Origin of the sequence: Pararhizobium mangrovi (genome assembly GCF_006516965.1) — a bacterium.
In the GTDB taxonomy this organism is placed as follows: Bacteria; Pseudomonadota; Alphaproteobacteria; order Rhizobiales; family Rhizobiaceae; genus Pararhizobium_B; species Pararhizobium_B mangrovi.
The window spans coordinates 177,588-201,244 of record NZ_VHLH01000004.1; the positions used below are offsets into that span (position 1 = coordinate 177,588).

At 63.7% G+C, this 23,657-nt stretch carries 27 protein-coding genes and 1 tRNA gene; 15 read left to right on the top strand and 13 right to left on the bottom strand.

The features are described from left to right. Positions 1–76 precede the first annotated feature (76 nt). The gene (locus FJU11_RS18235; RefSeq protein ID WP_181408029.1) at positions 77–229 is read right to left on the bottom strand and encodes a hypothetical protein; all 153 of its coding nucleotides are present in this window, start codon (positions 227–229) and stop codon (positions 77–79) included. A 60-nt stretch (positions 230–289) separates the two neighbouring features. After that, a complete protein-coding gene (locus FJU11_RS18240) occupies positions 290–433 on the bottom strand; it encodes a hypothetical protein (RefSeq protein ID WP_181408030.1) in 144 nt (47 codons plus the stop codon). Between the two features lie 126 nt (positions 434–559). Between FJU11_RS18240 and coaD the strand changes: the two genes are divergently transcribed. The 5 genes from coaD to tgt all read left to right on the top strand — a co-directional run bounded on the left by coaD (position 560) and on the right by tgt (position 4,523). Next, positions 560–1,063 carry a pantetheine-phosphate adenylyltransferase gene (gene coaD / locus FJU11_RS03765; RefSeq protein WP_141165684.1) on the top strand — a complete coding sequence of 168 codons (504 nt, stop codon included), beginning with the start codon at positions 560–562 and terminating at the stop codon, positions 1,061–1,063. A 44-nt stretch (positions 1,064–1,107) separates the two neighbouring features. Continuing rightward, positions 1,108–1,707 carry a peptidylprolyl isomerase gene (locus FJU11_RS03770; RefSeq protein WP_407946654.1) on the top strand — a complete coding sequence of 200 codons (600 nt, stop codon included), beginning with the start codon at positions 1,108–1,110 and terminating at the stop codon, positions 1,705–1,707. Positions 1,708–1,728: 21 nt separating this feature from the next. Further along, a complete protein-coding gene (locus tag FJU11_RS03775) occupies positions 1,729–2,205 on the top strand; it encodes a peptidylprolyl isomerase (RefSeq protein WP_141165685.1) in 477 nt (158 codons plus the stop codon). Positions 2,206–2,310: 105 nt separating this feature from the next. Then, complete coding sequence (queA, locus tag FJU11_RS03780) at positions 2,311–3,387, top strand: tRNA preQ1(34) S-adenosylmethionine ribosyltransferase-isomerase QueA (RefSeq protein WP_141165686.1); 1,077 nt, start codon at positions 2,311–2,313, stop codon at positions 3,385–3,387. Continuing rightward, entirely contained in the window at positions 3,384–4,523 is a 1,140-nt protein-coding gene (gene tgt, locus FJU11_RS03785) for a tRNA guanosine(34) transglycosylase Tgt (protein ID WP_141165687.1), read from the top strand. The genes queA and tgt overlap by 4 nt, the downstream gene beginning before the upstream one ends. Positions 4,524–4,532: 9 nt before the next feature. Here tgt and FJU11_RS03790 read toward each other — a convergent pair whose 3' ends face one another. Next, on the bottom strand, positions 4,533–4,943 hold the full coding sequence (locus FJU11_RS03790) for a DUF4864 domain-containing protein (protein WP_407946658.1): 411 nt from the start codon (positions 4,941–4,943) through the stop codon (positions 4,533–4,535). 167 nt (positions 4,944–5,110) lie between these two features. Between FJU11_RS03790 and FJU11_RS03795 the strand changes: the two genes are divergently transcribed. Then, entirely contained in the window at positions 5,111–6,448 is a 1,338-nt protein-coding gene (locus FJU11_RS03795; protein ID WP_141165689.1) for a mechanosensitive ion channel family protein, read from the top strand. A gap of 79 nt (positions 6,449–6,527) precedes the next feature. On the opposite strand, the gene FJU11_RS03800 is transcribed toward FJU11_RS03795, so the two are convergent. The 4 genes from FJU11_RS03800 to FJU11_RS03815 form a co-directional block, all read right to left on the bottom strand. After that, positions 6,528–6,860, bottom strand: coding sequence for a VanZ family protein (locus tag FJU11_RS03800; protein ID WP_141165690.1), 333 nt, complete (start codon positions 6,858–6,860; stop codon positions 6,528–6,530). Positions 6,861–7,116: 256 nt separating this feature from the next. Next, complete coding sequence (locus tag FJU11_RS03805; protein WP_141165691.1) at positions 7,117–7,467, bottom strand: DUF2513 domain-containing protein; 351 nt, start codon at positions 7,465–7,467, stop codon at positions 7,117–7,119. 239 nt (positions 7,468–7,706) lie between these two features. Next, positions 7,707–7,796, bottom strand: a tRNA-Ser gene (locus FJU11_RS03810). A 179-nt stretch (positions 7,797–7,975) separates the two neighbouring features. Further along, a complete protein-coding gene (locus tag FJU11_RS03815) occupies positions 7,976–8,284 on the bottom strand; it encodes a hypothetical protein (RefSeq protein ID WP_141165692.1) in 309 nt (102 codons plus the stop codon). Between the two features lie 179 nt (positions 8,285–8,463). On the opposite strand from FJU11_RS03815, the gene FJU11_RS18725 reads away from it, so the two are divergent. The 7 genes from FJU11_RS18725 to FJU11_RS03850 all read left to right on the top strand — a co-directional run bounded on the left by FJU11_RS18725 (position 8,464) and on the right by FJU11_RS03850 (position 15,975). Continuing rightward, positions 8,464–9,471: a septal ring lytic transglycosylase RlpA family protein gene (locus tag FJU11_RS18725; RefSeq protein ID WP_181408031.1), complete on the top strand. Its 1,008-nt coding sequence runs from the start codon at positions 8,464–8,466 to the stop codon at positions 9,469–9,471. A 97-nt stretch (positions 9,472–9,568) separates the two neighbouring features. Next, positions 9,569–10,735, top strand: coding sequence for a D-alanyl-D-alanine carboxypeptidase family protein (locus tag FJU11_RS03825; RefSeq protein ID WP_407946655.1), 1,167 nt, complete (start codon positions 9,569–9,571; stop codon positions 10,733–10,735). A gap of 164 nt (positions 10,736–10,899) precedes the next feature. Beyond that, complete coding sequence (tmk, locus tag FJU11_RS03830; protein WP_141165695.1) at positions 10,900–11,643, top strand: dTMP kinase; 744 nt, start codon at positions 10,900–10,902, stop codon at positions 11,641–11,643. After that, positions 11,640–12,692 carry a DNA polymerase III subunit delta' gene (locus FJU11_RS03835; RefSeq protein WP_141165696.1) on the top strand — a complete coding sequence of 351 codons (1,053 nt, stop codon included), beginning with the start codon at positions 11,640–11,642 and terminating at the stop codon, positions 12,690–12,692. Before tmk ends, FJU11_RS03835 begins: the two co-directional genes overlap by 4 nt. 114 nt (positions 12,693–12,806) lie before the next feature. Then, entirely contained in the window at positions 12,807–14,366 is a 1,560-nt protein-coding gene (gene metG / locus FJU11_RS03840) for a methionine--tRNA ligase (RefSeq protein ID WP_141165697.1), read from the top strand. Between the two features lie 8 nt (positions 14,367–14,374). Beyond that, the gene (locus tag FJU11_RS03845) at positions 14,375–15,160 is read left to right on the top strand and encodes a TatD family hydrolase (RefSeq protein WP_141165698.1); all 786 of its coding nucleotides are present in this window, start codon (positions 14,375–14,377) and stop codon (positions 15,158–15,160) included. Beyond that, positions 15,157–15,975 (top strand): MBL fold metallo-hydrolase, encoded by an 819-nt coding sequence (locus tag FJU11_RS03850; RefSeq protein ID WP_141165699.1) that lies wholly within the window; start codon positions 15,157–15,159, stop codon positions 15,973–15,975. Before FJU11_RS03845 ends, FJU11_RS03850 begins: the two co-directional genes overlap by 4 nt. Positions 15,976–16,313: 338 nt before the next feature. On the opposite strand, the gene FJU11_RS03855 is transcribed toward FJU11_RS03850, so the two are convergent. From FJU11_RS03855 to cysG, 4 genes are read right to left on the bottom strand one after another with little or no spacing between them, the layout of a single operon-like run. Further along, complete coding sequence (locus tag FJU11_RS03855; RefSeq protein ID WP_141165700.1) at positions 16,314–16,814, bottom strand: DUF934 domain-containing protein; 501 nt, start codon at positions 16,812–16,814, stop codon at positions 16,314–16,316. 18 nt (positions 16,815–16,832) lie between these two features. Further along, entirely contained in the window at positions 16,833–18,503 is a 1,671-nt protein-coding gene (locus tag FJU11_RS03860) for a nitrite/sulfite reductase (protein WP_141165701.1), read from the bottom strand. A 35-nt stretch (positions 18,504–18,538) separates the two neighbouring features. Then, entirely contained in the window at positions 18,539–18,847 is a 309-nt protein-coding gene (locus FJU11_RS03865) for a DUF2849 domain-containing protein (RefSeq protein ID WP_141165702.1), read from the bottom strand. A 13-nt stretch (positions 18,848–18,860) separates the two neighbouring features. Further along, entirely contained in the window at positions 18,861–20,306 is a 1,446-nt protein-coding gene (cysG, locus tag FJU11_RS03870) for a siroheme synthase CysG (protein WP_141165703.1), read from the bottom strand. A gap of 193 nt (positions 20,307–20,499) precedes the next feature. On the opposite strand from cysG, the gene FJU11_RS03875 reads away from it, so the two are divergent. Next, positions 20,500–21,102 carry a nucleoside deaminase gene (locus FJU11_RS03875; RefSeq protein ID WP_141165704.1) on the top strand — a complete coding sequence of 201 codons (603 nt, stop codon included), beginning with the start codon at positions 20,500–20,502 and terminating at the stop codon, positions 21,100–21,102. Positions 21,103–21,146: 44 nt separating this feature from the next. Then, positions 21,147–21,980: a nucleoside triphosphate pyrophosphohydrolase gene (mazG, locus tag FJU11_RS03880; protein WP_141165705.1), complete on the top strand. Its 834-nt coding sequence runs from the start codon at positions 21,147–21,149 to the stop codon at positions 21,978–21,980. Positions 21,981–21,999: 19 nt separating this feature from the next. On the opposite strand, the gene hflX is transcribed toward mazG, so the two are convergent. Together hflX and hfq are read right to left on the bottom strand one after the other, a co-directional pair. Then, entirely contained in the window at positions 22,000–23,253 is a 1,254-nt protein-coding gene (gene hflX / locus FJU11_RS03885) for a GTPase HflX (protein WP_141165706.1), read from the bottom strand. 108 nt (positions 23,254–23,361) lie between these two features. Beyond that, positions 23,362–23,616, bottom strand: a complete 255-nt coding sequence (gene hfq, locus FJU11_RS03890; protein WP_141165707.1) for an RNA chaperone Hfq — start codon at positions 23,614–23,616, stop codon at positions 23,362–23,364. Positions 23,617–23,657: the final 41 nt, after the last annotated feature.

Consider the following 23,657-nt stretch of genomic DNA (forward strand, 5'->3'; position numbering starts at 1 on the left):
CGGTGCCCGGAACGAGAACAACCGCTGGACCAAGCGTATGGCTTAGCCCGGCGGCGGAATTCTCATCCGACGAAGCTCAATCGCGGGTGTTTTGGAAAAACGTGCCGTTTCCACCGAGTGCACGCCGTGCCTCGGCATGGACGAGCCGAAGCTGATATACCACGCCGGCGAGACTGAGCGTCAGTACGCTGGCAAGCAGGACGGCAATGAGTGCGAGGGTCGATGTCATCGATTCTCCGTTGGCGAATATCCGAACGGCCCTGTCTTCGTAATCTGCGAAGTGCGTGCGTCAGTGACGCGGCGCGTGACGATGCCGTTTCTGGTCGTCGATCCTGACGGGCACGCGTGCGCCGCCCATTTCGTTTCGCATGGCTGCGAGGCTCGCCGTGAGCATGGCGAAGAACATGACGGTGGCCAGTAGCGCGATGAGCATGATGATCTCCCGTTTGCAATCCAACGCGGCGGATTCCGAAAAGTTTCAGACGATCGACACACGGGGTCTCTCTTGCTTGCGCCGGGGCCGTGCGCGTGACAGAACGGCCACACGAAAAGGAAGGTCATGACCACCGCGTTCTATCCCGGTTCCTTCGATCCGCTGACAAACGGCCATCTCGACGTGCTCGCTCAGGCGTTGCGCGTGGCCGATCGCGTGGTCGTCGGCGTCGGCATCCAGGCGAGCCGCAAACCGTTGTTCTCGTTCGATGAGCGGGCCGATCTGATCCACCGTTCGCTGGCCGATGCCCGGCCGGAGCGTAGTGGCGACATCGAGGTCGTCTCCTTCGACGATCTGGCGGTGGCGGCAGCAAGGCGTGTCGGTGCCACGCTTCTGGTGCGCGGTTTGCGCGACGGCACCGATCTCGACTACGAAATGCAGATGGCCGGCATGAACCGTCAACTTTCGCCCGAGATCCAGACGGTCTTCCTGCCGGCCGGTGCCTCCTTCCGGCCGATTACCGCCACATTGGTTCGCCAGATCGCGGCGATGGGCGGGGACGTAGGGGCCTTCGTACCGAAACCGGTTCTCGACGCTCTCGTCGCGAAGAACCGGCAAGCGGCGTCCTGACGTCCCGGGTAATCCCCTCCAGCCGAACGATACGAGGAGACACGATGAAACGCACGATCCTGACTGCCGCCGCCGCGCTGATGCTCGTCACTGCGCCCGGCATGGCGGCAAATGCGAAGGCGGCCGGCGACCGCATGACCATCCACCTCAAGCAGGGCAACGTGGTCGTCCAGCTGATGCCGAAGCTCGCGCCGAAGGCGGTCGAGCGTCTGGAGACGCTTGCCGAAAAGGGTGCCTACGACAACGTCGCTTTCCACCGCGTCATCGACGGCTTCATGGCGCAGACAGGTGACGTGAAGTACGGCGACATGAAGGACGGCTACGACCCGCAGCGTGTCGGCACCGGCGGTTCGAGCATGTCCGACCTGCCGGCCGAGTTCACCGACACGCCCTTCGTGCGCGGAACGGTCGGCATGGCACGTGCGCAGGATCCGGATTCGGCGAACTCGCAGTTCTTCATCATGTTCGCGCCCGCGCCATCGCTCGATGGAAAATACACGGTCGTCGGCAAGGTCGTCGACGGCATGGACGTGGTCGATCACATCAAGCGCGGCGCTATGTCCGACAACGGCAAGGTCGACGATCCCGACCGCATGCTGAGTGTGACGATCGACGACGGCTCGAGCGATTCGAGCGGAAAATAAGCAAGGGAAGGGTTTATCGCGATGACCGAGATCAACGATCCGGAAAATACCGTCACCATGGAAACGACGAAGGGCAGGGTGGTCATCAAGCTGATGCCCGAAACCGCACCGAAACACGTCGACCGGATCAAGGAACTCACGCGCACGGGCTTTTATGACGGCGTGGTGTTTCACCGCGTCATCGACGGCTTCATGGCGCAGACGGGCGATCCGACCGGAACGGGCATGGGCGGTTCGGACAAGCCGAACCTCGCGCCGGAATTTTCCGAAACGCAGCACGTTCGCGGCACCTGTTCCATGGCGCGCAGCCAGCAGCCGGATTCGGCGAACTCGCAGTTCTTCATCTGCTTCGAGGACGCGCCCTGGCTGAACAGCCAGTATACCGTCTGGGGCCAGGTCATCGAGGGAATGGACAATGTCGACAAGCTGAAGCGAGGCGAGCCGGTGCAGGGCCCCGACTCCATTCTCACGATGCGCGTCGCGGCCGACCTCGACTGAACCCGACCATGCCGGTGCGCCGTTACGCGGCGTGCCGGTCACCTTCGGCGAATGCCTGGCGCCTGGTGCCAAGCGCTACGCCACCTTCTTCGACTGACCCTCGCCATGCGTGTCGATCTCTTCGATTTCGAGCTGCCGGACGAGCGGATCGCGCTCAGGCCCGCGAGCCCGCGCGACACGGCGCGCCAACTCGTCGTTCGCCCGGGTGAACCGCTCGAGGATCGCGTCGTTGCCGATCTCGATACGCTTCTCGAACCGGGCGACGCCCTCGTGCTGAACGACACGCGGGTGATCCCGGCGCGTCTCGACGGCATCCGCCGGCGGGGTGAAGATGCGCGCACGCACGTGCAGGCCACACTGCACATGCGGACCGACGGGAACACGTGGAAGGCGTTTGCGCGGCCCGGCAAACGTATTCGTGCCGGCGACCGCATCGCGTTCAGCGGCCAAGAGGATGGCGAAGGCAAGCTCGATGCCGAAGTGGTCGAGAAGGGCGAGGCCGGCGAGGTCACCCTGCGCTTCGGTCTTGCCGGCGGCGAACTGGACCGCGCGATCGCGGCCGCCGGCCACGTGCCCCTGCCGCCCTACATCGCTTCGAAGCGCGCGGAAGATGCAAGCGACATCGAAGACTACCAGACGGTCTACGCCCGTGAAAACGGCGCCGTCGCGGCGCCGACGGCCGGGCTTCACTTTACCGAAGACCTCTTCGAAAGACTGCGCGTTCGGGGCGTCTCGCTTCATTTCGTGACGCTCCATGTCGGCGCCGGCACCTTTCTGCCCGTCAAGGCGGACGACACCGGCGACCATCGCATGCACTCCGAGATCGGCCAGGTGAGCGAAGAGACGGCGGCCGCGCTCAACGCGGTGCGGGCCTCCGGCGGGCGCGTCGTCTCGGTCGGCACGACGTCCCTCCGGCTTCTGGAAAGTGCGGCGCGCGAGGACGGCACGCTTGAGCCCTGGTCGGGAGCGACGGACATCTTCATTACGCCCGGCTATCGCTTTCGCTTCGTCGACGTCCTGATGACGAATTTCCACCTGCCGCGATCGACGCTCTTCATGCTCGTTTCCGCCTTTTCCGGTCTCGAAACGATGCAGGCGGCCTATGCCCATGCGATCGCGAACGGCTACCGCTTCTATTCCTACGGGGATTCGAACCTCCTCTTTCGGTCGGAGCCATCATGAGCGAGGCTTTCGGCTTTCGGCTTCTCGCGCGTGACGGCGTTGCGCGACGAGGCGAGGTCACGATGCCGCGCGGCACGATCCGGACACCCGCTTTCATGCCGGTCGGTACGGCGGGCACCGTGAAGGCGATGTATCTGGATCAGGTGCGCGCGCTCGGCGCCGACGTCATTCTCGGCAATACCTATCACCTGATGCTGCGCCCCGGGGCCGAGCGTGTCGCCCGCCTCGGCGGACTTCATACGTTCGCCGGCTGGCCGCATCCGATCCTCACGGATTCAGGCGGCTTTCAGGTCATGTCTCTGGCGGCGCTGCGCAAGCTCGACGAGACCGGCGTCACGTTCCGTTCGCACGTCGACGGTACGCCGCACGTACTGACGCCCGAACGTTCGATCGAAATTCAGGGCCTGCTCGATTCCGATATCCAGATGCAGCTCGACGAATGCGTCCGGCTGCCAGGCGAGAGGGGCGACATCGAGCGCGCAATGGAGCTTTCCGTGCGCTGGGCCGAGCGGTGCAAGCACGCTTTCGGCGATCAGCCGGGTAAGGCAATGTTCGCGATCGTCCAGGGCGGCGACCACGCCGATCTTCGGGAACGGTCCGCACGTGCACTCGTCGACCTCGACCTGAAGGGCTACGCGGTCGGCGGCCTTGCCGTCGGCGAGCCGCAGGCGGTCATGCTCGACATGCTCGACGCTACCTGCGCCCACCTTCCGGCGGACAAGCCGCGTTACCTGATGGGGGTCGGCACGCCCGAGGACATCCTGCTTTCGGTCGGCCGCGGTATCGATATGTTCGATTGCGTGATGCCGACGCGCGCCGGACGGCACGGCGTCGCCTATACGAGGCGCGGCCGGATCAATCTTCGGAACGCGCGGCACGCCGAGGATACCCGGCCGCTCGATGCCGAATCCGATTGTCCTGCCGCACGCGACTATTCGCGCGCCTACCTGCACCATCTGGTGCGCTCGAAGGAAGCGCTCGGCGGCATGGTGCTGACCTGGAACAATCTTGCCTATTACCAGAACCTGATGGCGGGCATCCGCGCCGCCATCGAGGCCGGCCGCTACGCCGACCATGTGGAGGCGGTGCGGGCAGAATGGGCGCGCGGCGATCTGCCACCGGTCGACGGCCGGTAAGTCCGCCGATCAGGCCGAGGCCGCCGCCTTGATCATCTGCACGGCCGAAATCTTGAGCGAACCGTCCGGTTGCCGCTCGAGCCGGTAGATCGCCGTCCAGTCCTGTCCGTCCGGGGCATGGATCAGCACGGACTGGATGATCGTATCGCCACCTGCCTCGACCTTCGATCCGCCGAAGGTAAAATTGTTCGGACGGTAGACGGGTGCATAGCCGCGCTTGACCATCTCGAAGAAGGCGTCGGGCGTCGGATACATCTGCTTGATGCCCGGCGCGGCGAACGAATACGCCTTTTCCTCGTCGTCGTTCAGGAACGCCTGGATCTGGTCGGCGATGATTGTCTGCGCTTCCTTGGAACCGTCGCCCGCAAGGCCCGGCACGCATGTTGCCGCAAGCAGCAGGATGGCCATCAGACCGCGGATGGAATGGTTCATGCCGTCGATCTCCCTTCGTCCTCTCATGAAGACGGACGAAGGGCACAGAAAGTTTCGCTGGCGGCACGAGTGTGCATACGCTGCGACTAAAACGGCGTTGCAAGACGCGCCTGCGCGCGCCAAGATTTCCTCCGTCATCGAGGAGAAGCGAAGGAATGAACATCAGCGAGGCTGCCATCGTCGCCTGGCTGTCGGACGTGAAGAACGCGTTCGTAGTTGCCGTTTCCAGCCCCGCCGCCCTCATTCAGATCGGCGTGATCCTCGCGGCGTTCATTGTCGCGCGGCCGGTCGGCGGCCTGTTCGAGCGTCGATTGGAGCGCCGGGCGCGCGGGCTCCGAACGAGCGCCGGCGTGCTCAGGCTCGTCGTCGCGACGCTACGGCGCATGCGTCTCGTCGTTTTCGTCGCCATTCTGTGGATCGTACGCCTCGCCCTTTTATCGGCGAACAGGCCGGCTCAAAGCGGGCTGATCATCGCCGTGCTCTATCTGGCGACGGCGTGGCTCGTGATCGGCGTCCTCACGCGCATCATCCGCAATCGGACCCTGTCGCGCCTCGTGGCACTGGCGATCTGGTGCTACGTCGCGGTCAAGGTCGTCGGCATCGAACATCCCGTCGTCACCGCGCTCGACCGCATGGCGATCGATATCGGCACGTTTCATCTCTCCGCACTCTTCGTCATCAAGATCGTTGCGGTGACGATGGCGCTGTTCTGGTTCGCCGTCTTTTCCGGCAATTTCATCGAAAACCGCATCTCACGCACCGAAGATCTTTCGCCGTCGCTGAAGGTGCTGCTCGCGAAACTCGCGAAGATCGCGCTGATCGCCTTTGCGGGAGCGATCGCGCTCAGGGCGACCGGCATCGACCTCACGGCGCTGACGGTCTTTTCGGGCGCGGTCGGCGTCGGCGTCGGCCTCGGCCTCCAAAAGGTGGTTTCGAACTTTCTTTCCGGCATCATCATCCTGCTCGACAAGTCCATCAAGCCCGGCGACACGATCGAACTCGGCGATACGTTCGGCTGGATCCGGGAACTGCGCGCGCGCTTCGTGTCGGTCATCACGCGGGACGGCCGCGAATACCTGATCCCGAACGAGGATCTGATCGCCCAGCGCGTCATCAACTGGTCGTTTTCGAGCGATCTGGTGCGCATCAACGTCGAGTTCGGTGTCGCCTATGACAGCAACCCCCACGAAGTCTCGCGCATCGCGATCGAGGCGGCGAGGGGGGTGCCCCGGGTCATTGCCGACCAGGCGCCCGTGTGCTGGCTGACGGCCTTCGGCGATTCCTCCCTCGACTTCACGCTGCGCTTCTGGATCCACGATCCGCAGGCCGGCCTGACCAACATTCGTGGCCAGGTGCTTCTCGCGCTATGGGACGCGTTCCAGGAGGCCGGCATCCGCATACCGTTCCCGCATCGCGAGATCCTCATGCACACGCCGGTCGAGGTCACGCGGCCCGAACGCCGGCCGCCGAACCATGCATCCGACGAGCATTGAACGCCTATGCTCCGGTCGGCATGGGTCCGACGTCGGCGCTACCGTGCCATCCCACCCGATCGAGCGGACGCCTGCGAAACTACTGCCGAGGACGAACGAGCGTGGCGATGCCGACGCCGAGCACGCCGGCGCACGCCTTTATGGCCGCGTCATGCAGGCGCGGATGACGGCCGATCGCGACGAATTGCAACAGTTCGAGCCCGACGGCCCCCGCGACGAACGCAGCCGCCACGAGCGACCAGGATCGCCGAGGCGTGACCAGCGCCGTTACCAGACCGGCCACGAAGAACCCGAAAGCCCGATCGACATCCGCCCCGAACCCCAGCGAAGGCCGCAACGAGATCGGCGAGACCGTAGCGGCCACGAGGACCAGGACGCTGACGACAGCGAGAAGACGCACGAACTTCTTCACGGACTTTCCTCTCGACCAACCAGGCTGGCCAGCATTTCGAAGCATCGATCCGTGAGACGACCCCGGCGAATACCGCTACGGTCGGTTCGGGCGGCAGATCGTAGGCACACGATCTGCGAGATGGCGGGGGAGGTGGGATGATGGAGTTGTTTTTATTACACCAATAAAATCAATAATTTACAGCTTCTTTCGCGTTTGCCGAGTGGGTAAATTGGGACACTTTTCCGGGTGTCCCGATAGTGTCATTTGACCGAGCCTATATCTGGATGCCGAGCTTTTCGATCGCTTCCTTTTTGACGTATGCGATGGCTATATCCTTCATCATGCCAAGCGTCGCACCGCCAAGCGATGAAGCTCCCTTCTTCGTCTTCGCCCATACCGTTTGATCTCGAATGACGTTCAGGTAGTCGTGCCCCTGATTGGTCATTCGATAAACGCCTTTGTTGACGGCTTCGAAAAAGCCGGCGTCGCACAAAAGCTCGGCGTGTTGATGCTTTTTCTGTTCTTCCGGTCTCATGCTTAGTTTGAGCGAAGCGACAAGATACAAGTCGTCGGACGCCTCCATGTCGAGAAGCAACTGCCGAATATAATCGTCGTCTCGTTTCATGCCGGTCCCCTAATTGAGTAGCCGAACTTATCACTCGTCTTCCCATATCGGAATGCGCTTCGTCTTAACGCCGACGAGCTTCAGGACGTGCACGTTCATGCGTTCGCCGCTTGAGGTATGAGCAGCCCGCCATGTGTTCCAATCTCCCCTGCAACTTGGGACAGTCGATTGGGACAGTTTATGCGGCGCAAAGCCCTGGTATGCAAGGTTTCGAGAAAAATCAGGGGCTTGCAGGGCGATGGCGGAGGAGGTGGGATTCGAACCCACGGTGGCATCGCTGCCACGCCGGTTTTCAAGACCGGTGCCTTCGACCGCTCGGCCACTCCTCCGAAGGCTTTGTTCTGTCCGCTTATGCGCGTTCGTACGTTCGAGCGGCGAGGCGGTCGCAACGGTCGCGCTACCGAATGCCTTCGAGGCTTCGCCTTACCGCGTCGGACTTCGTATCGTCAACGCGATCGTGCTTGTGGCATCGACGCGATCATAAGCGTTTCGCGATGGCGACGACGGGTTATTGGTTGGTGTTTTCGTGGGCGTTGCCGTTCGTCGTCTTGGCTGGTCCACCGGGTTGCCAGAGCACGGCGATCGCCGCAAAGGCAAGGATGGCGACGATGACGATCGCGCTCTGGAACGGGCGCAGACGCGTAGCGATCTTTTTCTTGAGCTGGTCGCGACGGCGGGATTGGCGTTCTTTTCGAAGCGAGACGATCTTTCCCATCTTTGCCTTGTCGCTCCTGGAATGCGTTGCGCCGGTCGCCTGCTTCGGTGGCCGGATGTCCTCGAAAGTCGGTGATGTAGACGAATCGGTCGGCTTGTCCATCACACTCGCGGCCGCCGTTGCCGGCGCCCGGGTTCCGCTGTAAAGCAGGTTTGCCGCCCTTTATGCGTAGGTGTCACCTTTCTGCCACTTTCGGGCATCCATAAGGAGCGGCGGCAGCGAACTTCGGCGGGGGTCCGGTTCGTTGCACGAACACGATGAACGTGAACGGGTCGGGGAACGTGTCGAACGCATCGCATAGCCATGCCGTGCCGCTTATGCGCGCGGGCAAGATCGCATCCGCGTCGTTTCTGGTCGCCGGGCTCGCAGCCTGCACGACCACGGGCAACGAAACGGCATCCGTCGAAACGAGCACGGCGACGCAGTTCGCCGCGAGCCACAAGCCCGCCGAGCCGGCTGCTGCCAAGCGCAAGAAGGCGACTGGGGTCGTCGGCAAGCCCTACAAGGTCGCAGGCAGATGGTATCGACCCAAGCGCAATCCGGAATACGACAAGATCGGGCTCGCTTCCTGGTACGGGCCGAATTTCCACGGCCAACGCACTGCCAGCGGCGAGGTCTACAACCAGCACGGCCTTTCGGCCGCCCACAAGACGCTTCCGCTTCCCTGCTACGTGCGCGTTACCAACGAAATGACCGGCGACGCGGTGACCGTGCGCGTCAACGACCGCGGGCCGTTCGCCGACAACCGCATCATCGACCTTTCCAACGAAGCGGCGAAGCTTCTCCACATGCGCAGCAAGGGCGTCGCCAAGGTCCGCGTGACCTATGTCGGCAAGGCTTCGTCGAAGAGCGACGACACGTCTTTGCTCATGGCTTCGTATCGCTCCGGCAGCGGTGATGCCGCGCCGACGCCATCTTCGAGCGGTGCCGGTACGATGGTCGCAAGCAACGATTCGGATTTGGGCTGGCTTCCGGGCGTCTCTTCCGCCGACGCTTCGAACCGTTCGCTGCCGGTGAGCGCGGCCGCCATGGTCTCCACGAAGATCCGGACGGGCCCGGCGCAGCGCGAGATCCAGGATGTGCTCGTACCGCAACACGCGCCGATGCCGGCGGCACGCCCGTCCATGGCGCCCGCGCGGCCGGAACCCGCGAGAGACCCCGCCGTCAACGCGTTCGCTCCGGCGATGGGCGAAGGGCAGGCTGCTGGTGCATTCCGGTCCATTCTGGCCAACGGGCAGCACGGCAACGTAGGTCCGACCGTTCGAAACGGCTCCGGCGATCAGGACTGACGAAGCTTTTACCGTGCTTTTGCCTTCCACGCACTTTCCCAAGCCGGTCAGGATGGGCTAGCGTCGAGCCTTGTTCTGACGGGCTTCGGGAAATGACGTGATGCAAAAATGGGTTTCGCGCGCGGCGGGTCTGGCTGTGGCCGTGGCAATGGCGTGTGCCGCGATGGCGCCCGCTCGCGCACAGCTGTTCGAGACGCGCGCCAAGCAGGCCTATCTGATGGACGGCGAAACCGGCACCGTCCTTTTCTCCAAGAACGCCGATCGGCTCGTGCCGCCTGCCTCTCTCGCGAAGCTGATGACGGTCGACGTCGTCTTCCACGCGCTGAAGAGCGGCCGGCTCAAGATGGACGATACATTCCAGGTTTCCGAAAACGCCTGGCGCCAGGGCGGGGCATCCTCCGGCGGCTCGACGATGTTCGCGAAGGTGCACTCCACCATCCCGCTCAAGGACCTGATCCAGGGCATCATCGTTCAGTCCGCGAACGATGCCTGTATCGTCGTCGCCGAGGGCATGGCGGGCTCGGAGGCGAACTTCGCCAGGGTGATGACGAACCGTGCGCGCAAGATCGGGCTGAAGAAGTCGACCTTCGACAACGCGACAGGCCTTCCGGACCCGAAAACGCGCGTGACGATGCACGAACTGGCGCTGCTCGCGCGCCACATCCACGATACGTACCCCGAATATTACCATATCTTCGGCGAGGAATCGTTCACCTGGAACGACATCCGCCAGCGCAACCGCAATCCTCTTGTCCACGAGAATATTGGCGTGGACGGCCTGAAGACCGGGCATACGGAAAATGCCGGCTACGGCATCGTCGCCTCCATGCAGCGAAACGACCGGCGTCTCTACCTCGCGATGACGGGCATGGACAGCGAACGGGAACGCGCGGAGGAATCGCGCAAGTTGCTCGAATGGGGCATGCGTTCCTTCGAAAAGCATTCGCTCTTCGCCAAGAACGACGTGGTCGGCAAGGTCAGCGTCTATGGTGGCACGCAATCCTCGCTGCCGGTGACGGCAAACAAGCCCGTGTCGATCTTTCTTCCGATCACGGACCCCGACCGCCTGCGCGCACAGATCGACTATGACTGGCCGCTCAAGGCACCCGTCGAAAAGGGTGCGAAAGTCGGCACGCTGAAGATCTTTCTCGGCGATACGCTCAGCCAGCAGACGCCGGTCTATGCAGCGGCGGCCATGGACAAGGGCCCGCTCTACAAGCGCGCCTTCGATGCCTTCGAGGAACTGACGCTTTCGCAGTTCTAGGGCATCGGCAATGCCAGCGTGACCTCCCGTTGGCGCATGGCAGGTTGCGATCGCCCGCCGCGCATTGTTGGTTGGGCTCGTCGAAACGCTCGAAGCGCAATGATTCGCCGCTTCGGCCGGCGGTAGGATCGCGGAATTCGCGCGGCGAGGAAGGATCGGGTTCGATGCCGTACAATTCGCCAGGGCGGTTCATCACCTTCGAAGGTGGTGAAGGGGTCGGAAAGTCGACCCAGATCCGCCTGCTCGCGCAAAAGCTTCGCCAGAAGGGGTTCGACGTGACCACCACGCGCGAGCCCGGTGGTTCGCCGGGTGCGGAAGCGGTGCGGCACGTGCTTCTGACCGGCGCGGCCGAAGAGTTCGGAACGCGCTTCGAGGCGACGCTCTTCGCCGCCGCGCGCGCCGATCACGTTGCACAGGTCATTCGTCCCGCGATCGAGGACGGGCGGGTCGTACTGTGCGACCGGTTCATGGATTCCACGCGCGTCTACCAGGGCGCGACCGGCAATCTCGAAGCAAACTTCGTGCACGCGCTGGAGCGGCTCGCGCTGAATGGGCTGACGCCCGATCTCACGATCCTGCTCGACATGCCGGCCGAGACCGGGCTCGCGCGGGCAAGGGCGCGAGACGAGCCGAAATCGCCCGATACCAGGGACGGAGCTACGGTTTCGGGGCAGGAGGGAGCGCCTGTCGTCCCCGTCTCCGATCGGTTCGAGCGCGAGGATCTTGCGATCCATGAAACGCGTCGGCAGGCATTCCTCGATCTTGCCGAGAGCGAGCCCGACCGGTTTCGCACCATCGACGCGGATCAGAGCGTCGAAGCGATTGCGAGCGCGGTCCTGATCGCCGTTCATTCGGTGCTTCCCAAGGGTGCGCAAGCCTCTCGCAAAGCCGGCGGGCAGGGGACATGAGCGAGACTGCCGGCCTGCTCGAAGGTGCATTGCCGCCGAACGAAAACACCGCCCTGTTCGGGCACGAGGATGCCGGCGCATTCCTGGCGCAGGCCTATCGCAACGGCCGGATCCACCATGCGGTTCTTCTCGAAGGTGCGGAGGGCATCGGCAAGGCGACGCTCGCCTTCCGCTTCGCCAACCAGATCTTGCGTTTCCCCAGGCATACGGATGCGCCGGGCGAACTCGCAGCACCCGATCCGGCTTCGCCCGCCTATCGGCAGATCGTCTCCGGTGCCTCGCACGATCTCCTGCACCTGACCCGCCCGAGCGATGCCGCATCCGGACGGCTCAAATCGGCGATCACGGTGGAGGAGGTGCGTCGCGCCAGCCGCTTTCTGGCTCAAACGTCGGGAAGCGGGAACTGGCGCATCGTCATCGTCGATCCGGCCGACGATCTGAACCGGGCGGCGGCGAACGCGATCCTGAAGATCCTCGAAGAACCGCCGCGCAACGCGCTGTTCCTCGTCGTTTCGCATGCCCCAGGCCGGCTCCTGCCGACCATCCGGTCGCGGTGCCTGCCGCTCAGGCTCGAGCCGCTCGGCGAGGAAGCATTGCGAGCGGCTCTCGCCCATCTCGGTTTTGCCGCTGGCGGGAATGACGACATCGAAGCGGTGATCGCACGCGCCGGCGGCAGCGTTGCGCGCGCCTTGATGATGCTGCGCTATGGCGGCCTCGACATCGCGGCAGGCTTCGAGGCCATCGTCGAAAAAAGGGGGGCAGGACGGGGAAAGGGCGCGTCGCGTGAAGACATGCACCGGCTTGCCGATACGCTTTCGGCAAGGGATCGCGAAACCGCCTACGCCTTCTTTCGCAGCGAGGTCGTCGAATGGATCGAGAAGCGGGCGCGCGAGGCGGCCGGCCGGGGTAGGATCCGCGAGGCCGCCGGTCTTGCCGCGCTCGTCTCGCAGCTGGGCGAACGCTGGCGCGAGGCCGACGCCTACAACCTTGATCGCAAGCAGACGATCCTTTCGACATTCACATCGCTCTTCGCTGCCCTGCCGGAGTGAGCCGGGTCTGCCGGTGGAGTTCGAACACAGCGCTTTCGTGCGGACGGGAAACGATCTAAGACGACGCGAGTAGGCGCCGGCAGGCGCACGCGTTTTGCATCCAGGGCAGGCCGAATGACGGACGACAATCGCTTTTACATCACCACCGCCATTTCCTATCCCAACGGCAATCCGCATATCGGCCATGCCTATGAACTGATCGCGACGGATGCGATGGCACGCTTCCAGCGTTGCGACGGCAAGACCGTGCATTTCATCACCGGCACGGACGAGCACGGGCAGAAGATGCTCCAGACGGCACGGCGGGAAGGCATCGAGGTCCAGGCACTGGCCGACCGGAACTCCGTCAAATTCAAAGAGATGGCAGAAACGCTTAACGCTTCGAACGACGACTTCGTGCGCACCAGCGAGGCGCGCCACCATGCCGCCTGTCGTGAGATATGGCAACGCCTCGAAGCCGCCGGCGACATCTACAAGGACAGTTACGCCGGCTGGTACTCCGTGCGCGAGGAAGCGTATTACCAGGAAAGCGAGACCGAGGTTCGCGGCGACGGCGTGCGCTACGGTCCGCAGAACACGCCCGTCGAATGGGTGGAGGAGGAAAGCTACTTCTTCCGTCTTTCCGCTTATCAGGACCGCCTGCTCGAGCATTACGAGGAACACCCGGAGTTCATCGGCCCGCCGGAGCGGCGCAACGAGATCGTATCCTTCGTGAAGTCCGGCCTGCGCGACCTTTCCATGTCGCGCACGACGTTCGATTGGGGCATCAAGGTGCCGAACGACGAACGGCACGTCATGTATGTGTGGGTCGATGCGCTGACGAACTACCTGACCGGCGTCGGCTATCCCGACGAAGGCGACGCGCGCTGGCCGTTCTGGCCGGCGGACCTGCACGTGATCGGCAAGGACATCACGCGCTTTCACTGCGTCTACTGGCCGGCTTTCCTCATGTCGGCCGGTCTGCCTCTGCCCAAACGGATCTTCTCCCACGGGTTCCTGTTCAACCGCGGCGAGAAGATGTCGAAATCGGTCGGGAACGTGGTCGATCCCTTCGCGCTGGTCGAAACCTACGGTCTGGACCCGGTACGCTACTTCTTTTTGCGGGAGGTCCCGTTCGGGCAGGACGGCAGTTATTCGCACGACGCGATCGTCGGGCGCATCAACGCCGATCTGGCGAACGATCTCGGCAATCTCGCCCAGCGCTCGCTGTCGATGATCGCCAAGAACTGTGGCGGCATCGTCCCGGCGTTCGGCGAGCCCGACGAGGCCGACCGGGCCATACTTTCCGCCGTCGACGCGTTGCTTCCGCAGTTGCGCGAAGCGATGGCGGCCCAGGCGACCCACGCCGCGCTTGCCTCGATCTTCGCGCTCGTGGCGGACGCCAACCGGTATTTCGCTGCGCAGGAACCCTGGGCCCTGAAGAAGTCCGATCCCGAGCGGATGGGCAGCGTGCTCTACGTGACGGCCGAAATCGTTCGCCAGATCGCCATCGCTTGTCAGCCCTTCATGCCGTCGTCCTCGGCCGCGTTGCTCGACCTTCTCGGCGTCGCCGAGGATGCACGAGGCTTCGACCGGCTGGGCGAGGGGGGTCGTCTCGCTTCGGGCAGCGAACTTCCTGCACCGAAGCCCGTCTTTCCGCGCTACGTCGAACCCGAATCCATCAAGGACAGCTGACTTCCTCCATGCTGATCGACAGCCATTGCCATCTGGATTTTCCGGATTTCGAAGACGAACGCGATGCGATCGTCGAACGCGCGCGAGAAGCCGGCGTGAGGCGTTTCGTGACGATCTCGACACGCGTCAAGCAGTTCGAGCAAGTCCATGCACTGACCGAAGCCTATGACGACGTCTATTGCTCCGTCGGCACCCATCCGCACAACGCCGACGAGGAACTGGACATCGAAACGGCCGACTTGGTGCGTCTTGCCGAAGGACCGAAGGTCGTGGCGATCGGCGAGGCGGGGCTGGACTATTTCTATGACAACGCCCCGCGCGAAGCGCAGGCGACCGGTTTTCGCCGCCATGTTGCCGCTGCCCGGCAAACCGGCCTGCCGCTCGTGATTCATTCGCGCGCCGCCGACGACGATATGATCGCCATTCTCGAAGACGAATCAAAAAAGGGCGCCTTCCCCTTCATTTTGCACTGTTTTTCTGCCGGTCGCGCGCTCGCGGAAACCGGCGTGAAGCTCGGCGGCTACGTTTCGTTCTCTGGAATTCTTACCTTCAAGAACTCTCAGGACATCCGTGAAATCGCAGCGGATATTCCGGCCGAACGCATCCTCGTCGAAACCGATGCGCCGTATCTCGCACCGGTCCCGCATCGCGGCGGTCGCAACGAACCGGCCTACGTCGCGGACACCGCACGGGTTCTGGCCGAGACGCGGGCTGTGAGTTACGAAGAAATCCTCCGTCAGACGAGCGAAAACGCGTTTCGTGTCTTCGCGAAGATGCCGCGACCGGCCTCATGAAGGTCCGGCGGCGTTTCACGATCCTCGGCTGCTCGTCTTCACCGGGCGTGCCACGCATCACCGGCGACTGGGGCGCGTGCGATCCGAACGAACCGAAGAACCGGCGCAGCCGCTCGTCGATGCTCGTCGAACAGATCGCCGCGGACGGCGCATCCACGTCAGTGATCATCGATACCGGTCCGGATTTCCACGGCCAGATGGTCGCCGCCGGCGTCACGCGCATCGACGGCGTGGTCTACACCCATCCGCATGCCGACCACATTCACGGCATCGACGACCTGCGCGGCTTCGCGATCGAGATGCGCACCCGCGTCCCGATCCATGCCGAACGCCACACGCTCGACCGGCTCTACGAAGCGTTTCGGTACTGCTTCGAAACGCCCGAGGGTAGCGCGTATCCGCCGATTCTCGACGCGCACGAGATACCGCCGTCCTGGCCCGACGTTACGATCGAAGGGCCGGGCGGTCCGATCGTGCTTCGCCCGCTCGAACAAATCCATGGCGATATCCGTTCGCTCGGCTATCGCATCGGCGATGTCGCGTATTGCTGTGACGTCAGCGATTTTCCGAACGAGACCATCGCCAAGCTTGGCGATCTCGACGTGCTGGTCATCGATGCATTGCAGAAGCGCGAGCATCCGAGCCATCTCTCACTCGACCAGGCGCTGGGCTGGATTGAGCGGCTCGGCGCCCGGCGCGCCTATCTGACCCACATGCATACGCCGCTCGATTACGCGGTCGCGATGGCCGAAACGCCGGAGCACGTCGAACCGGCTTACGACCAACTGGTCTTCGAGCGCGACGTGGAACTGTGAGCGCCGGTGGAAAGCGGCCTTGTACGCGTCGAGGATGCCGCAACGCTTATCGGGCTTGCGATTGAGATCCAGCTCGTGGACCGGTCCACGCGTACGGTAGAAGATGCTGCGAACGTATACGGCTCCGACGTCGCGCAGATCGTCAAGTCGCTGGTCGACGCACGGTAATCGCAATTCCTCAGCCGCACGCCACCGACCAGATCGGTTTTAGTTCCATAATCCATCTTATGCGATCTATGGACTGAGGGGCTCAGGGCGCGTTTCGGCTGGATCCACGGTCCGGCCACCGAGTTCCATCATGATGGCGGTGAACTGACCGCCACCACGGGTGACCTTCCTTACGCCGCGTTGCCTCGGCGCCAACTGAAACGTGCCACGGGTGCGTCGCCGGCGATTGCCGGCTGATAGTGGTTCGCGATGCCTGTCAGGCGTTTGTCGGCCAGCCGTTTCAAGGCGATCTCGTCGGTGACGACGAAGCTGTCGAAGCCGCAACGCAGCATCAGCGGTATCTGATCGATGAGCACGTCGCCGGTCGCACGCAGGGCTCCAGCATAACCGTGCCGGCTACGAAGCAAGGCCGCTTGCGAAAAGGCGCGTCCGTCATTGAAGGCCGGAAAGCGCAGTGCGACGAGCTCCAGCCCGGAAAGATACGGGACGAGCCGCTCGATCTCTTCGTTCGGTTCCACCATCACGCCGGCGGCCGGTTTCGCGCCGTCGGCAAACTCGGCAAGGAACGTCTCGAGCGTCGGAACGCGGGTTCCATCCGAAGCTCCGGCATCCGGCTCGATCGTCCACGGATCGTTTTCGACGAAACCGTCGACGGTCCAGATTCGGCTCATGCGGCTCTCCTTGCTGCCCTACGCGGCCTTGGCGTTTTCGGGATAGAGCGCGGCCTTGAACGGTTCCGCACCGACACGGCGATAGGTCTCGATGAAAGCTTCGTCCGCGCCGTCGCGAAGGGAAAGATAGGTGTCGACGATGGTTTCGACGGCATCCGGGACCTTTTCCGGTGCGAAACCCTTGCCGACGATCTCGCCGATCGAAGCCGTCTCGTCGGCCGAACCGCCGAGCGTGATCTGATAGGCCTCGACGCCTTTCTTCTCCAACCCCAGTAAGCCGATGTGGCCGACATGGTGGTGTCCGCAGGCGTTGATGCAGCCGGAGATCTTGATCTTGAGATCGCCGATCGTGCGTTGGCGCTCAGGATCGGCGAACCTTTGCGAAAGCGCCTGCGCGACCGGGATCGAGCGTGCCGTCGCGAGCCCGCAATAGTCGAGCCCGGGGCACGAGATGATGTCCGTCACGAGCCCCACATTGGCTTCGGCGAGGCCGAGCGGAACGAGCGCCCGGTAGAGCGGCTCGAGATCCGCCTTCGCGACGTGCGGCAGCACGAGGTTCTGCTCGTGCGTGACGCGCAACTCGTCGAAGCCGTATTCCTCTGCGAGATCGGCAAAGGCATCCATCTGATCGGCGTCCATATCGCCGGGAATGCCGCCGATCGGCTTCAGCGATACGGTCACGCTCGCATAGTCCGGATGGCGGTGGGCGGAGACGCTGCGCGCCGCCCACCGTGCGAAGCCTTCGTCGCCACGCTGCCATTCTGCGAGCTGGCGCCAGCCCTCCGGCCTAGCGAAAAGATCGGGCAGCGCGAAATAATCGCCGATGGCCGCGATATCGCGATCCGGCAGCGTCAGCTCGCCGTCTTTGAGTTCGGCCCATTCGCGCTCGACCTGGCTGCGAAGCTCTTCGAGCCCGGTCTCGTGGACTAGGATCTTGATGCGGGCCTTGAACTTGTTGTCGCGCCGTCCTTGCATGTTGTAGACGCGCAGGATTGCGGTGACGTAGGAAAGCAGGTGCTCTTCTGGCAGGAAGTCCTTGATCTTCTTGGCAAGCATGGGCGTGCGTCCCTGCCCGCCGCCGACATAGACGGTGAAACCGAGATTGCCGTTTTCGTCACGCTTGGCCTGCAGGCCGATGTCGTGCACCTGGATCGCCGCGCGGTCGTGCTGCGATCCCGTCACCGCGATCTTGAACTTGCGCGGCAGGAACGAAAATTCCGGATGGACCGACGACCATTGCCGCAGGATCTCGGCGTAGGGTCGGGGATCGACGACCTCATCGGCCGCGGCACCGGCGAAATGGTCGGCGGTGACGTTGCGGATACAGTTGCCGGAGGTCTGGATCGCGTGCATCTCCACACTCGCGAGATCGCGCAGGATCGCCGGAATATCTTCAAGCCGAGGCCAGTTGAACTGGATGTTCTGGCGCGTGGTAAAATGCCCGTAGCCGCGGTCGTAGGTCCGCGCCACATGGGCGAGCATGCGCAGCTGCCGGCTCGCAAGCGTCCCGTAGGGCACGGCGATGCGCAGCATGTAGGCGTGCAGCTGAAGATAGACGCCGTTCATCAACCGCAGGGGCTTGAACGCGTCCTCGGTGATCTCGCCGGAAAGCCGGCGTTCGACCTGATCGGCGAACTGGTCGATCCGCTCGGCGACGAAGGCGCGGTCGAACTCGTCATAGCGATACATGCGGGAAACTCCTGGTCTCGCTTCGTCGGTCGCGGTCAGCCGGCCACGCGGTGCGTGACGCGAGCGTCTCGGCCGTAGGGGATCGTTGGTCCGTCGGCGCGAATGCGCTCGCGCAGCCGGGCCGGGCGCAGGTGGATACCCTCCTCCACGACATCGACCACGTTCACCTCGACGACCTTGTTGTCGCCCAATGCCTGCTTCGCACAGGCTTCGAGCGAACGGACGGCATCGTCGTGGCGGGCGACGAAGGCTTCGTCGATGCGCTCGCTCCAGCGGCCCGATGCGCCGAGCCAAACGGCAAGCCCGTCGCTCAGGCGGTTCGCGGTCACGACCTTCGAAACCATGATGGCGTTCTCCTCAGGCGGCTTCGAGCGCGCGCGCCATTTCGGCGAGCGGCATCGAACGGGTGAAATCGGCACCGGCGACGGCTTCGCCGACGATGACCATGACAGGCCCTGCAAGTGCGCTGTTCGTCTCGAGCGCCGGAAGTTCCTCGAGCACCCCGTGAAAGAGCCGGCAGTCTTCGCGACTAGCGTTCTCGACGACGGCAACGGTCGTTGCGCGCGGGAGGCCGGCTTCGATCAGCCGGGAAGCGACACGTGCAGCGACGCTGCGTCCCATATAGACGGCGACCGTCGCGCCGGAGAGCGTGAGCTGACCCCATTCGGGAAGCACCGCGCCGGTCAGGTCGTGGCCGGTGGCAAAGACAAGTGACGACGCGACGCCACGCAGCGTCGGCGGCAGACCGAAATCGGCGGCCGCTGCGAGGGCGGAAGTGATACCGGGCACGATTTCGTGGCCGATGCCGGCATGGCGCAATGCGGCGAGTTCTTCGCCGGCACGGCCATAGACCAGTGGATCGCCGGATTTGAGCCGCACGACCCGTTTGCCTTGCCCGGCAAGCTCGACCAGCAGATCGTTGATCTCGGACTGCTTCTTCGAATGGCATCCCTTGCGCTTGCCGACGGCGATCCGTTCGGCATCACGCCGCGCCAGATCGACGATTTCCTGCGGCACGAGCGCATCGTGAACGATGACGTCGGCTTCCATCATCACCCGATGGGCACGCAACGTGATGAGGTCGGCGGCCCCCGGCCCCGCTCCGACCAGCCAGACATGTCCCGGAACGCAATCCGGTGCGCGGAGCAACGCCGTCGCCGCGCGCCGGGCGCCCGAAACATCGCCGCGCTCCATCGCCTCGGCCGGCGTGCCGGTGAAGAACCGCCGCCAGAAGAGGCGTCGTGGAGCGCCGCGCGGCAAAAGCTTCTCGACGGCCGTCCGATAGGTGCTCGCCAGCGAAGCCAGGTCGCCGAGCCGTGGCGAAAGCATGCGGTCGACCCTAGTGCGGACCATCTGCGCGAGGACCGGGCCCGCCCCTTCGGTGCCGATCGCCACGCAAAGCGGCGCACGGTTGACGAGTGCCGGCGTGAAGAAGTCGCAGGCGTCGGGCTGGTCGACGGCGTTCGCCGGAATGCGGCGCGCGCGCGCGTCCATGGCAATCTGCCGGTCGGCTTCACTCTCGCCCGTCGCGGCGAAGACGAGCCGCGCACCATCGAGGTAATCCGGCGTATATGTGTCGGCGATCCGCTCGATGCCGTGCTCTGCAAGGTAGGCGGCGAAGCGCTCTTCCGGCTCGTCCGCGACGACCCGTACGTGCGCGCTCGTGTTTGCGAGAAGGCGGGTCTTGGCGAACGCTTCCTCGCCGTTCCCGATCACGATCACGACTTCGCCGTCCACCCGGAAGAAGGCCGGAAAGGTCGTCAGGCGTGCCTTCGATATGTGTCGGGAGTCTGTCCTTGCCATGGTTCGTAGAATGATCGAATTCGCTTCTTCGGCGAAGAAACGGCTGTGCTCGTCGTCGACGCCCAGTGCATTGTTTTGCTGCAAACGGGCAGACGCGGAGAATAGGTGCCCAAAGTGCTTCTTGCGGGACCCCGCGCTTGACGCGCTCTCGCTGCATGAAGCAGGAAGGAACCCTGCTACGAAAGGCCCGGTGATGCAGCTCGACACGGAAGATCGCGTTCCCCTCGCCCGGCGGCTGCTCGACGTCGTCGAGAACGATATTCTCCCGCTCACGGAAGCGGGCGTTGCGAAGGGAAACAAGATCTTCGGCGCCGCCATCCTTCGCAAGGCGGACTGGTCGCTAGTCATCGCGGAGACGAACAACGAAACCGAAAACCCGCTCTGGCACGGCGAGATGCATGCGCTGAAACGTTTCTACGAGCAGGCTGGGCACCCGGAAACGAAGGACCTCGTCTTCCTCGCTACGCACGAGCCCTGCCCGCTTTGCCTGTCTGCCATCACCTGGGCCGGCTTCGATAATTTCTTCCACCTCTTCGGCCATGCCGATTCGCGCGACCGCTTTGCGATCCCGCACGACCTGAAGATCCTGAAAGAGGTCTTCGGGCTCGAACCGGACGGCTATCGTCGCGAAAACGCCTTCTGGTCCGCCGCTTCGATCGGTGAGCTTTCGTGCGATGCCGAGCCGGGCGAACGTGCGGCGATCGAGGCGCGGATCCAAAGCATTGCCGCGCGATATGCGGATCTTTCGGCCACCTATCAGGCCGGCAAGGCGGAAAACCGCATTCCGCTCAATTGATTTCGAGCGGCACGGGCGGCCGCGAACGTGAAAGGCCCCGATCCATGCAGCCATCCGGCGACATCACCCGTCTTATCGAAATCATGGCCGCGCTGCGCCAACCGGAAACCGGGTGCCCCTGGGACGTCGAGCAGACCTTCGAGACGATCAAGCCCTATACGCTCGAGGAGGCCTACGAGGTCGCCGACGCCATCGAACGCGGCGACCGGGCCGATCTGTGCGACGAACTCGGCGATCTGCTCTTGCAGGTCGTCTTTCACGCGCGAATGGCCGAAGAAGAAGGCGCGTTCGCGTTCGCCGACGTCGTTCATGCGATCACCGCAAAGATGATCCGCCGCCATCCGCATGTCTTCGCCCGTTCGAATGCCGATACGCCGAAGGCGGTGAAGGTCCAATGGGAGGCGATCAAGGCCGAGGAACGGGCAGAGCGCCAGCGCCGCCGCGCCGCTTCGGGGCAGCCCGAGAAGGAGGAAGCGGGTCTGCTGGACGGCGTATCGCGCGGTCAGCCGGCGCTTAGCGAAGCGCTCGATCTGCAGAAGAAGGCCAGCAAGGTCGGTTTCGACTGGGGTGATGCCGAGCGCGTTCTCGACAAGGTGGAAGAGGAAATCGCCGAACTGCGCGAAGCGATGTCGGCCGGTCGAACGGAAGCCGTCGCCGACGAACTCGGCGACCTCGTCTTCGCGCTCGTCAATCTCGGCCGCCACCGGAATGTGGAGCCGGAAATGGCGTTGCGCGACACGAACGCGAAGTTCCGCCGACGCTTCGCCTTCATCGAAAAGTCCCTCGCCGATGCGGGAAGTTCGGCCGAGGAAGCGAGCCTCGACGCCATGGAAGCGCTTTGGCAGAAAGCGAAGCTCACCGAACGCCAGCCGGAGTGAACCGTATCCCTGAAACGCTCTATCGCGCTTCGGCAAGCCGGCGTTCGAGTTCGCCGCTGTCATGTTCGCTCAGCGACAGATCGAGATGCACGCTTCCGTCTTCCATGTCGGTGCGTCCGTTGACGGTGGCGTGATCGTAGATCCAGCTCAGCACGGGCATCTGCGCGACGTCGAGGTCGATCCCGCGCTCGACCATTTCGCCGGAAAGCAGACGCTCGACGCGTTCGAGAAGGGTGTCGACCCCCTGCCCGGTCAACGCTGAAACACAGGTCGTATGCTGGCCGTTCTCGGCCTTCGCACGCAATGCGTCGGCCCGGTCGGGCGCCAACAGGTCGAGCTTGTTCCAGACCTCGACGATCGGCACCTTGGTCGTTTCCGGATCGAGCCCCATGCCTTTCAGGATGGAGACGACGTCGGTCGCCTGGGCTTCGGCTTCCGGATCGGCCATATCGCGCACGTGCAGCACGATATCGGCTTCGAGCACTTCTTCGAGCGTCGCGCGGAAGGCCGCGACCAGATGCGTCGGCAGGTCGGAAATGAAGCCGACGGTGTCCGACAGGATCGCGAACCGTCCGTGCGGCAGCTTCATGCGGCGCAGCGTCGGGTCGAGCGTGGCGAAGAGCATGTCTTCGCTCATCACCTGCGCACCGGTCATGCGGTTGAACAGCGTGGATTTGCCGGCATTGGTGTAGCCGACGAGCGCGATGACGGGGTGCGGCACCTTCTGCCGGTTTGCGCGATGGAGCGTACGGGTACGGCGAACCTGCTCGAGCTCCTTCTCGAGCTTGGCTATCTTTTCCTGAAGCTGGCGCCGATCGTTCTCGATCTGCGTTTCGCCCGGGCCGCCCATGAAGCCTGCGCCGCCACGCTGGCGCTCGAGATGGGTCCAGCTTCGAACAAGCCGGCCACGCTGGTAGTTCAGGTGTGCGAGATCGACCTGCAGCACGCCTTCCCGGGTCGATGCGCGCTGACCGAAGATCTCGAGGATGAGCCCCGTGCGGTCGAGAACCTTGACGTCCCAGGCACGCTCCAGATTGCGTTGCTGGACCGGCGTCAGCGGATGGTCGACGACGACGAGCGATACGTCCTCCACCTTCAGCCGCTCGGCGATCTCCTCAACCTTGCCGCCGCCGATCAGTGTTGCCGGCCGGGGCCGGCTCACCTGAACGATCTCGGCGTCGACGATCTGAAGATCGATCGCACGGGCAAGCCCGATCGCCTCGTCGCGGCGCGATTCGCCCGAACGCGGATTGGCCGGTCGGTCGTCGTCCATCGGCGCGCGACGAAGCACCGGCACGACGACGAGCGCGCGTACGGCTTCCGCGCCATCGCCGCGAGCCTGCTCGACCGCAGAGGCTTTGTCCTGATCGCTCGTAATGGCTTAGTTGCCTTTTTCGCCGGCGCCTTCCTCGGCCTCGAACATCTGTATCGGCTGACCCGGCATGATGGTCGAGATGGCATGCTTGTAGACGAGCTGCGAATGCCCGTCGCGCCGCAACAGCACGCAGAAATTGTCGAAGGAGGTGACGACCCCCGTCAGCTTGACCCCGTTGATCAGGAAGATCGTCAGAGAAATTTTCTGCTTGCGAACGGTGTTGAGAAATAAATCCTGCAAGTTTTGCGTCCGTTCAGCCATCGTTCCACGCAGTTTCCTTGGTCGCGAGCCGGATTTCCCGC

Bases quoted from the DNA above. Each gene is read 5' to 3' on its own strand.
- FJU11_RS18235 (WP_181408029.1), bottom strand. From the start codon at position 229: ATGACATCGACCCTCGCACTCATTGCCGTCCTGCTTGCCAGCGTACTG.
- FJU11_RS18240 (WP_181408030.1), bottom strand. From the start codon at position 433: ATGCTCATCGCGCTACTGGCCACCGTCATGTTCTTCGCCATGCTCACG.
- coaD (WP_141165684.1), top strand. From the start codon at position 560: ATGACCACCGCGTTCTATCCCGGTTCCTTCGATCCGCTGACAAACGGC.
- FJU11_RS03770 (WP_407946654.1), top strand. From the start codon at position 1,108: ATGAAACGCACGATCCTGACTGCCGCCGCCGCGCTGATGCTCGTCACT.
- FJU11_RS03775 (WP_141165685.1), top strand. From the start codon at position 1,729: ATGACCGAGATCAACGATCCGGAAAATACCGTCACCATGGAAACGACG.
- queA (WP_141165686.1), top strand. From the start codon at position 2,311: ATGCGTGTCGATCTCTTCGATTTCGAGCTGCCGGACGAGCGGATCGCG.
- tgt (WP_141165687.1), top strand. From the start codon at position 3,384: ATGAGCGAGGCTTTCGGCTTTCGGCTTCTCGCGCGTGACGGCGTTGCG.
- FJU11_RS03795 (WP_141165689.1), top strand. From the start codon at position 5,111: ATGAACATCAGCGAGGCTGCCATCGTCGCCTGGCTGTCGGACGTGAAG.
- FJU11_RS03805 (WP_141165691.1), bottom strand. From the start codon at position 7,467: ATGAAACGAGACGACGATTATATTCGGCAGTTGCTTCTCGACATGGAG.
- FJU11_RS03815 (WP_141165692.1), bottom strand. From the start codon at position 8,284: ATGGACAAGCCGACCGATTCGTCTACATCACCGACTTTCGAGGACATC.
- tmk (WP_141165695.1), top strand. From the start codon at position 10,900: ATGCCGTACAATTCGCCAGGGCGGTTCATCACCTTCGAAGGTGGTGAA.
- FJU11_RS03835 (WP_141165696.1), top strand. From the start codon at position 11,640: ATGAGCGAGACTGCCGGCCTGCTCGAAGGTGCATTGCCGCCGAACGAA.
- metG (WP_141165697.1), top strand. From the start codon at position 12,807: ATGACGGACGACAATCGCTTTTACATCACCACCGCCATTTCCTATCCC.
- FJU11_RS03845 (WP_141165698.1), top strand. From the start codon at position 14,375: ATGCTGATCGACAGCCATTGCCATCTGGATTTTCCGGATTTCGAAGAC.
- FJU11_RS03850 (WP_141165699.1), top strand. From the start codon at position 15,157: ATGAAGGTCCGGCGGCGTTTCACGATCCTCGGCTGCTCGTCTTCACCG.
- FJU11_RS03855 (WP_141165700.1), bottom strand. From the start codon at position 16,814: ATGAGCCGAATCTGGACCGTCGACGGTTTCGTCGAAAACGATCCGTGG.
- FJU11_RS03860 (WP_141165701.1), bottom strand. From the start codon at position 18,503: ATGTATCGCTATGACGAGTTCGACCGCGCCTTCGTCGCCGAGCGGATC.
- FJU11_RS03865 (WP_141165702.1), bottom strand. From the start codon at position 18,847: ATGGTTTCGAAGGTCGTGACCGCGAACCGCCTGAGCGACGGGCTTGCC.
- cysG (WP_141165703.1), bottom strand. From the start codon at position 20,306: ATGGCAAGGACAGACTCCCGACACATATCGAAGGCACGCCTGACGACC.
- FJU11_RS03875 (WP_141165704.1), top strand. From the start codon at position 20,500: ATGCAGCTCGACACGGAAGATCGCGTTCCCCTCGCCCGGCGGCTGCTC.
- mazG (WP_141165705.1), top strand. From the start codon at position 21,147: ATGCAGCCATCCGGCGACATCACCCGTCTTATCGAAATCATGGCCGCG.
- hflX (WP_141165706.1), bottom strand. From the start codon at position 23,253: ATGGACGACGACCGACCGGCCAATCCGCGTTCGGGCGAATCGCGCCGC.
- hfq (WP_141165707.1), bottom strand. From the start codon at position 23,616: ATGGCTGAACGGACGCAAAACTTGCAGGATTTATTTCTCAACACCGTT.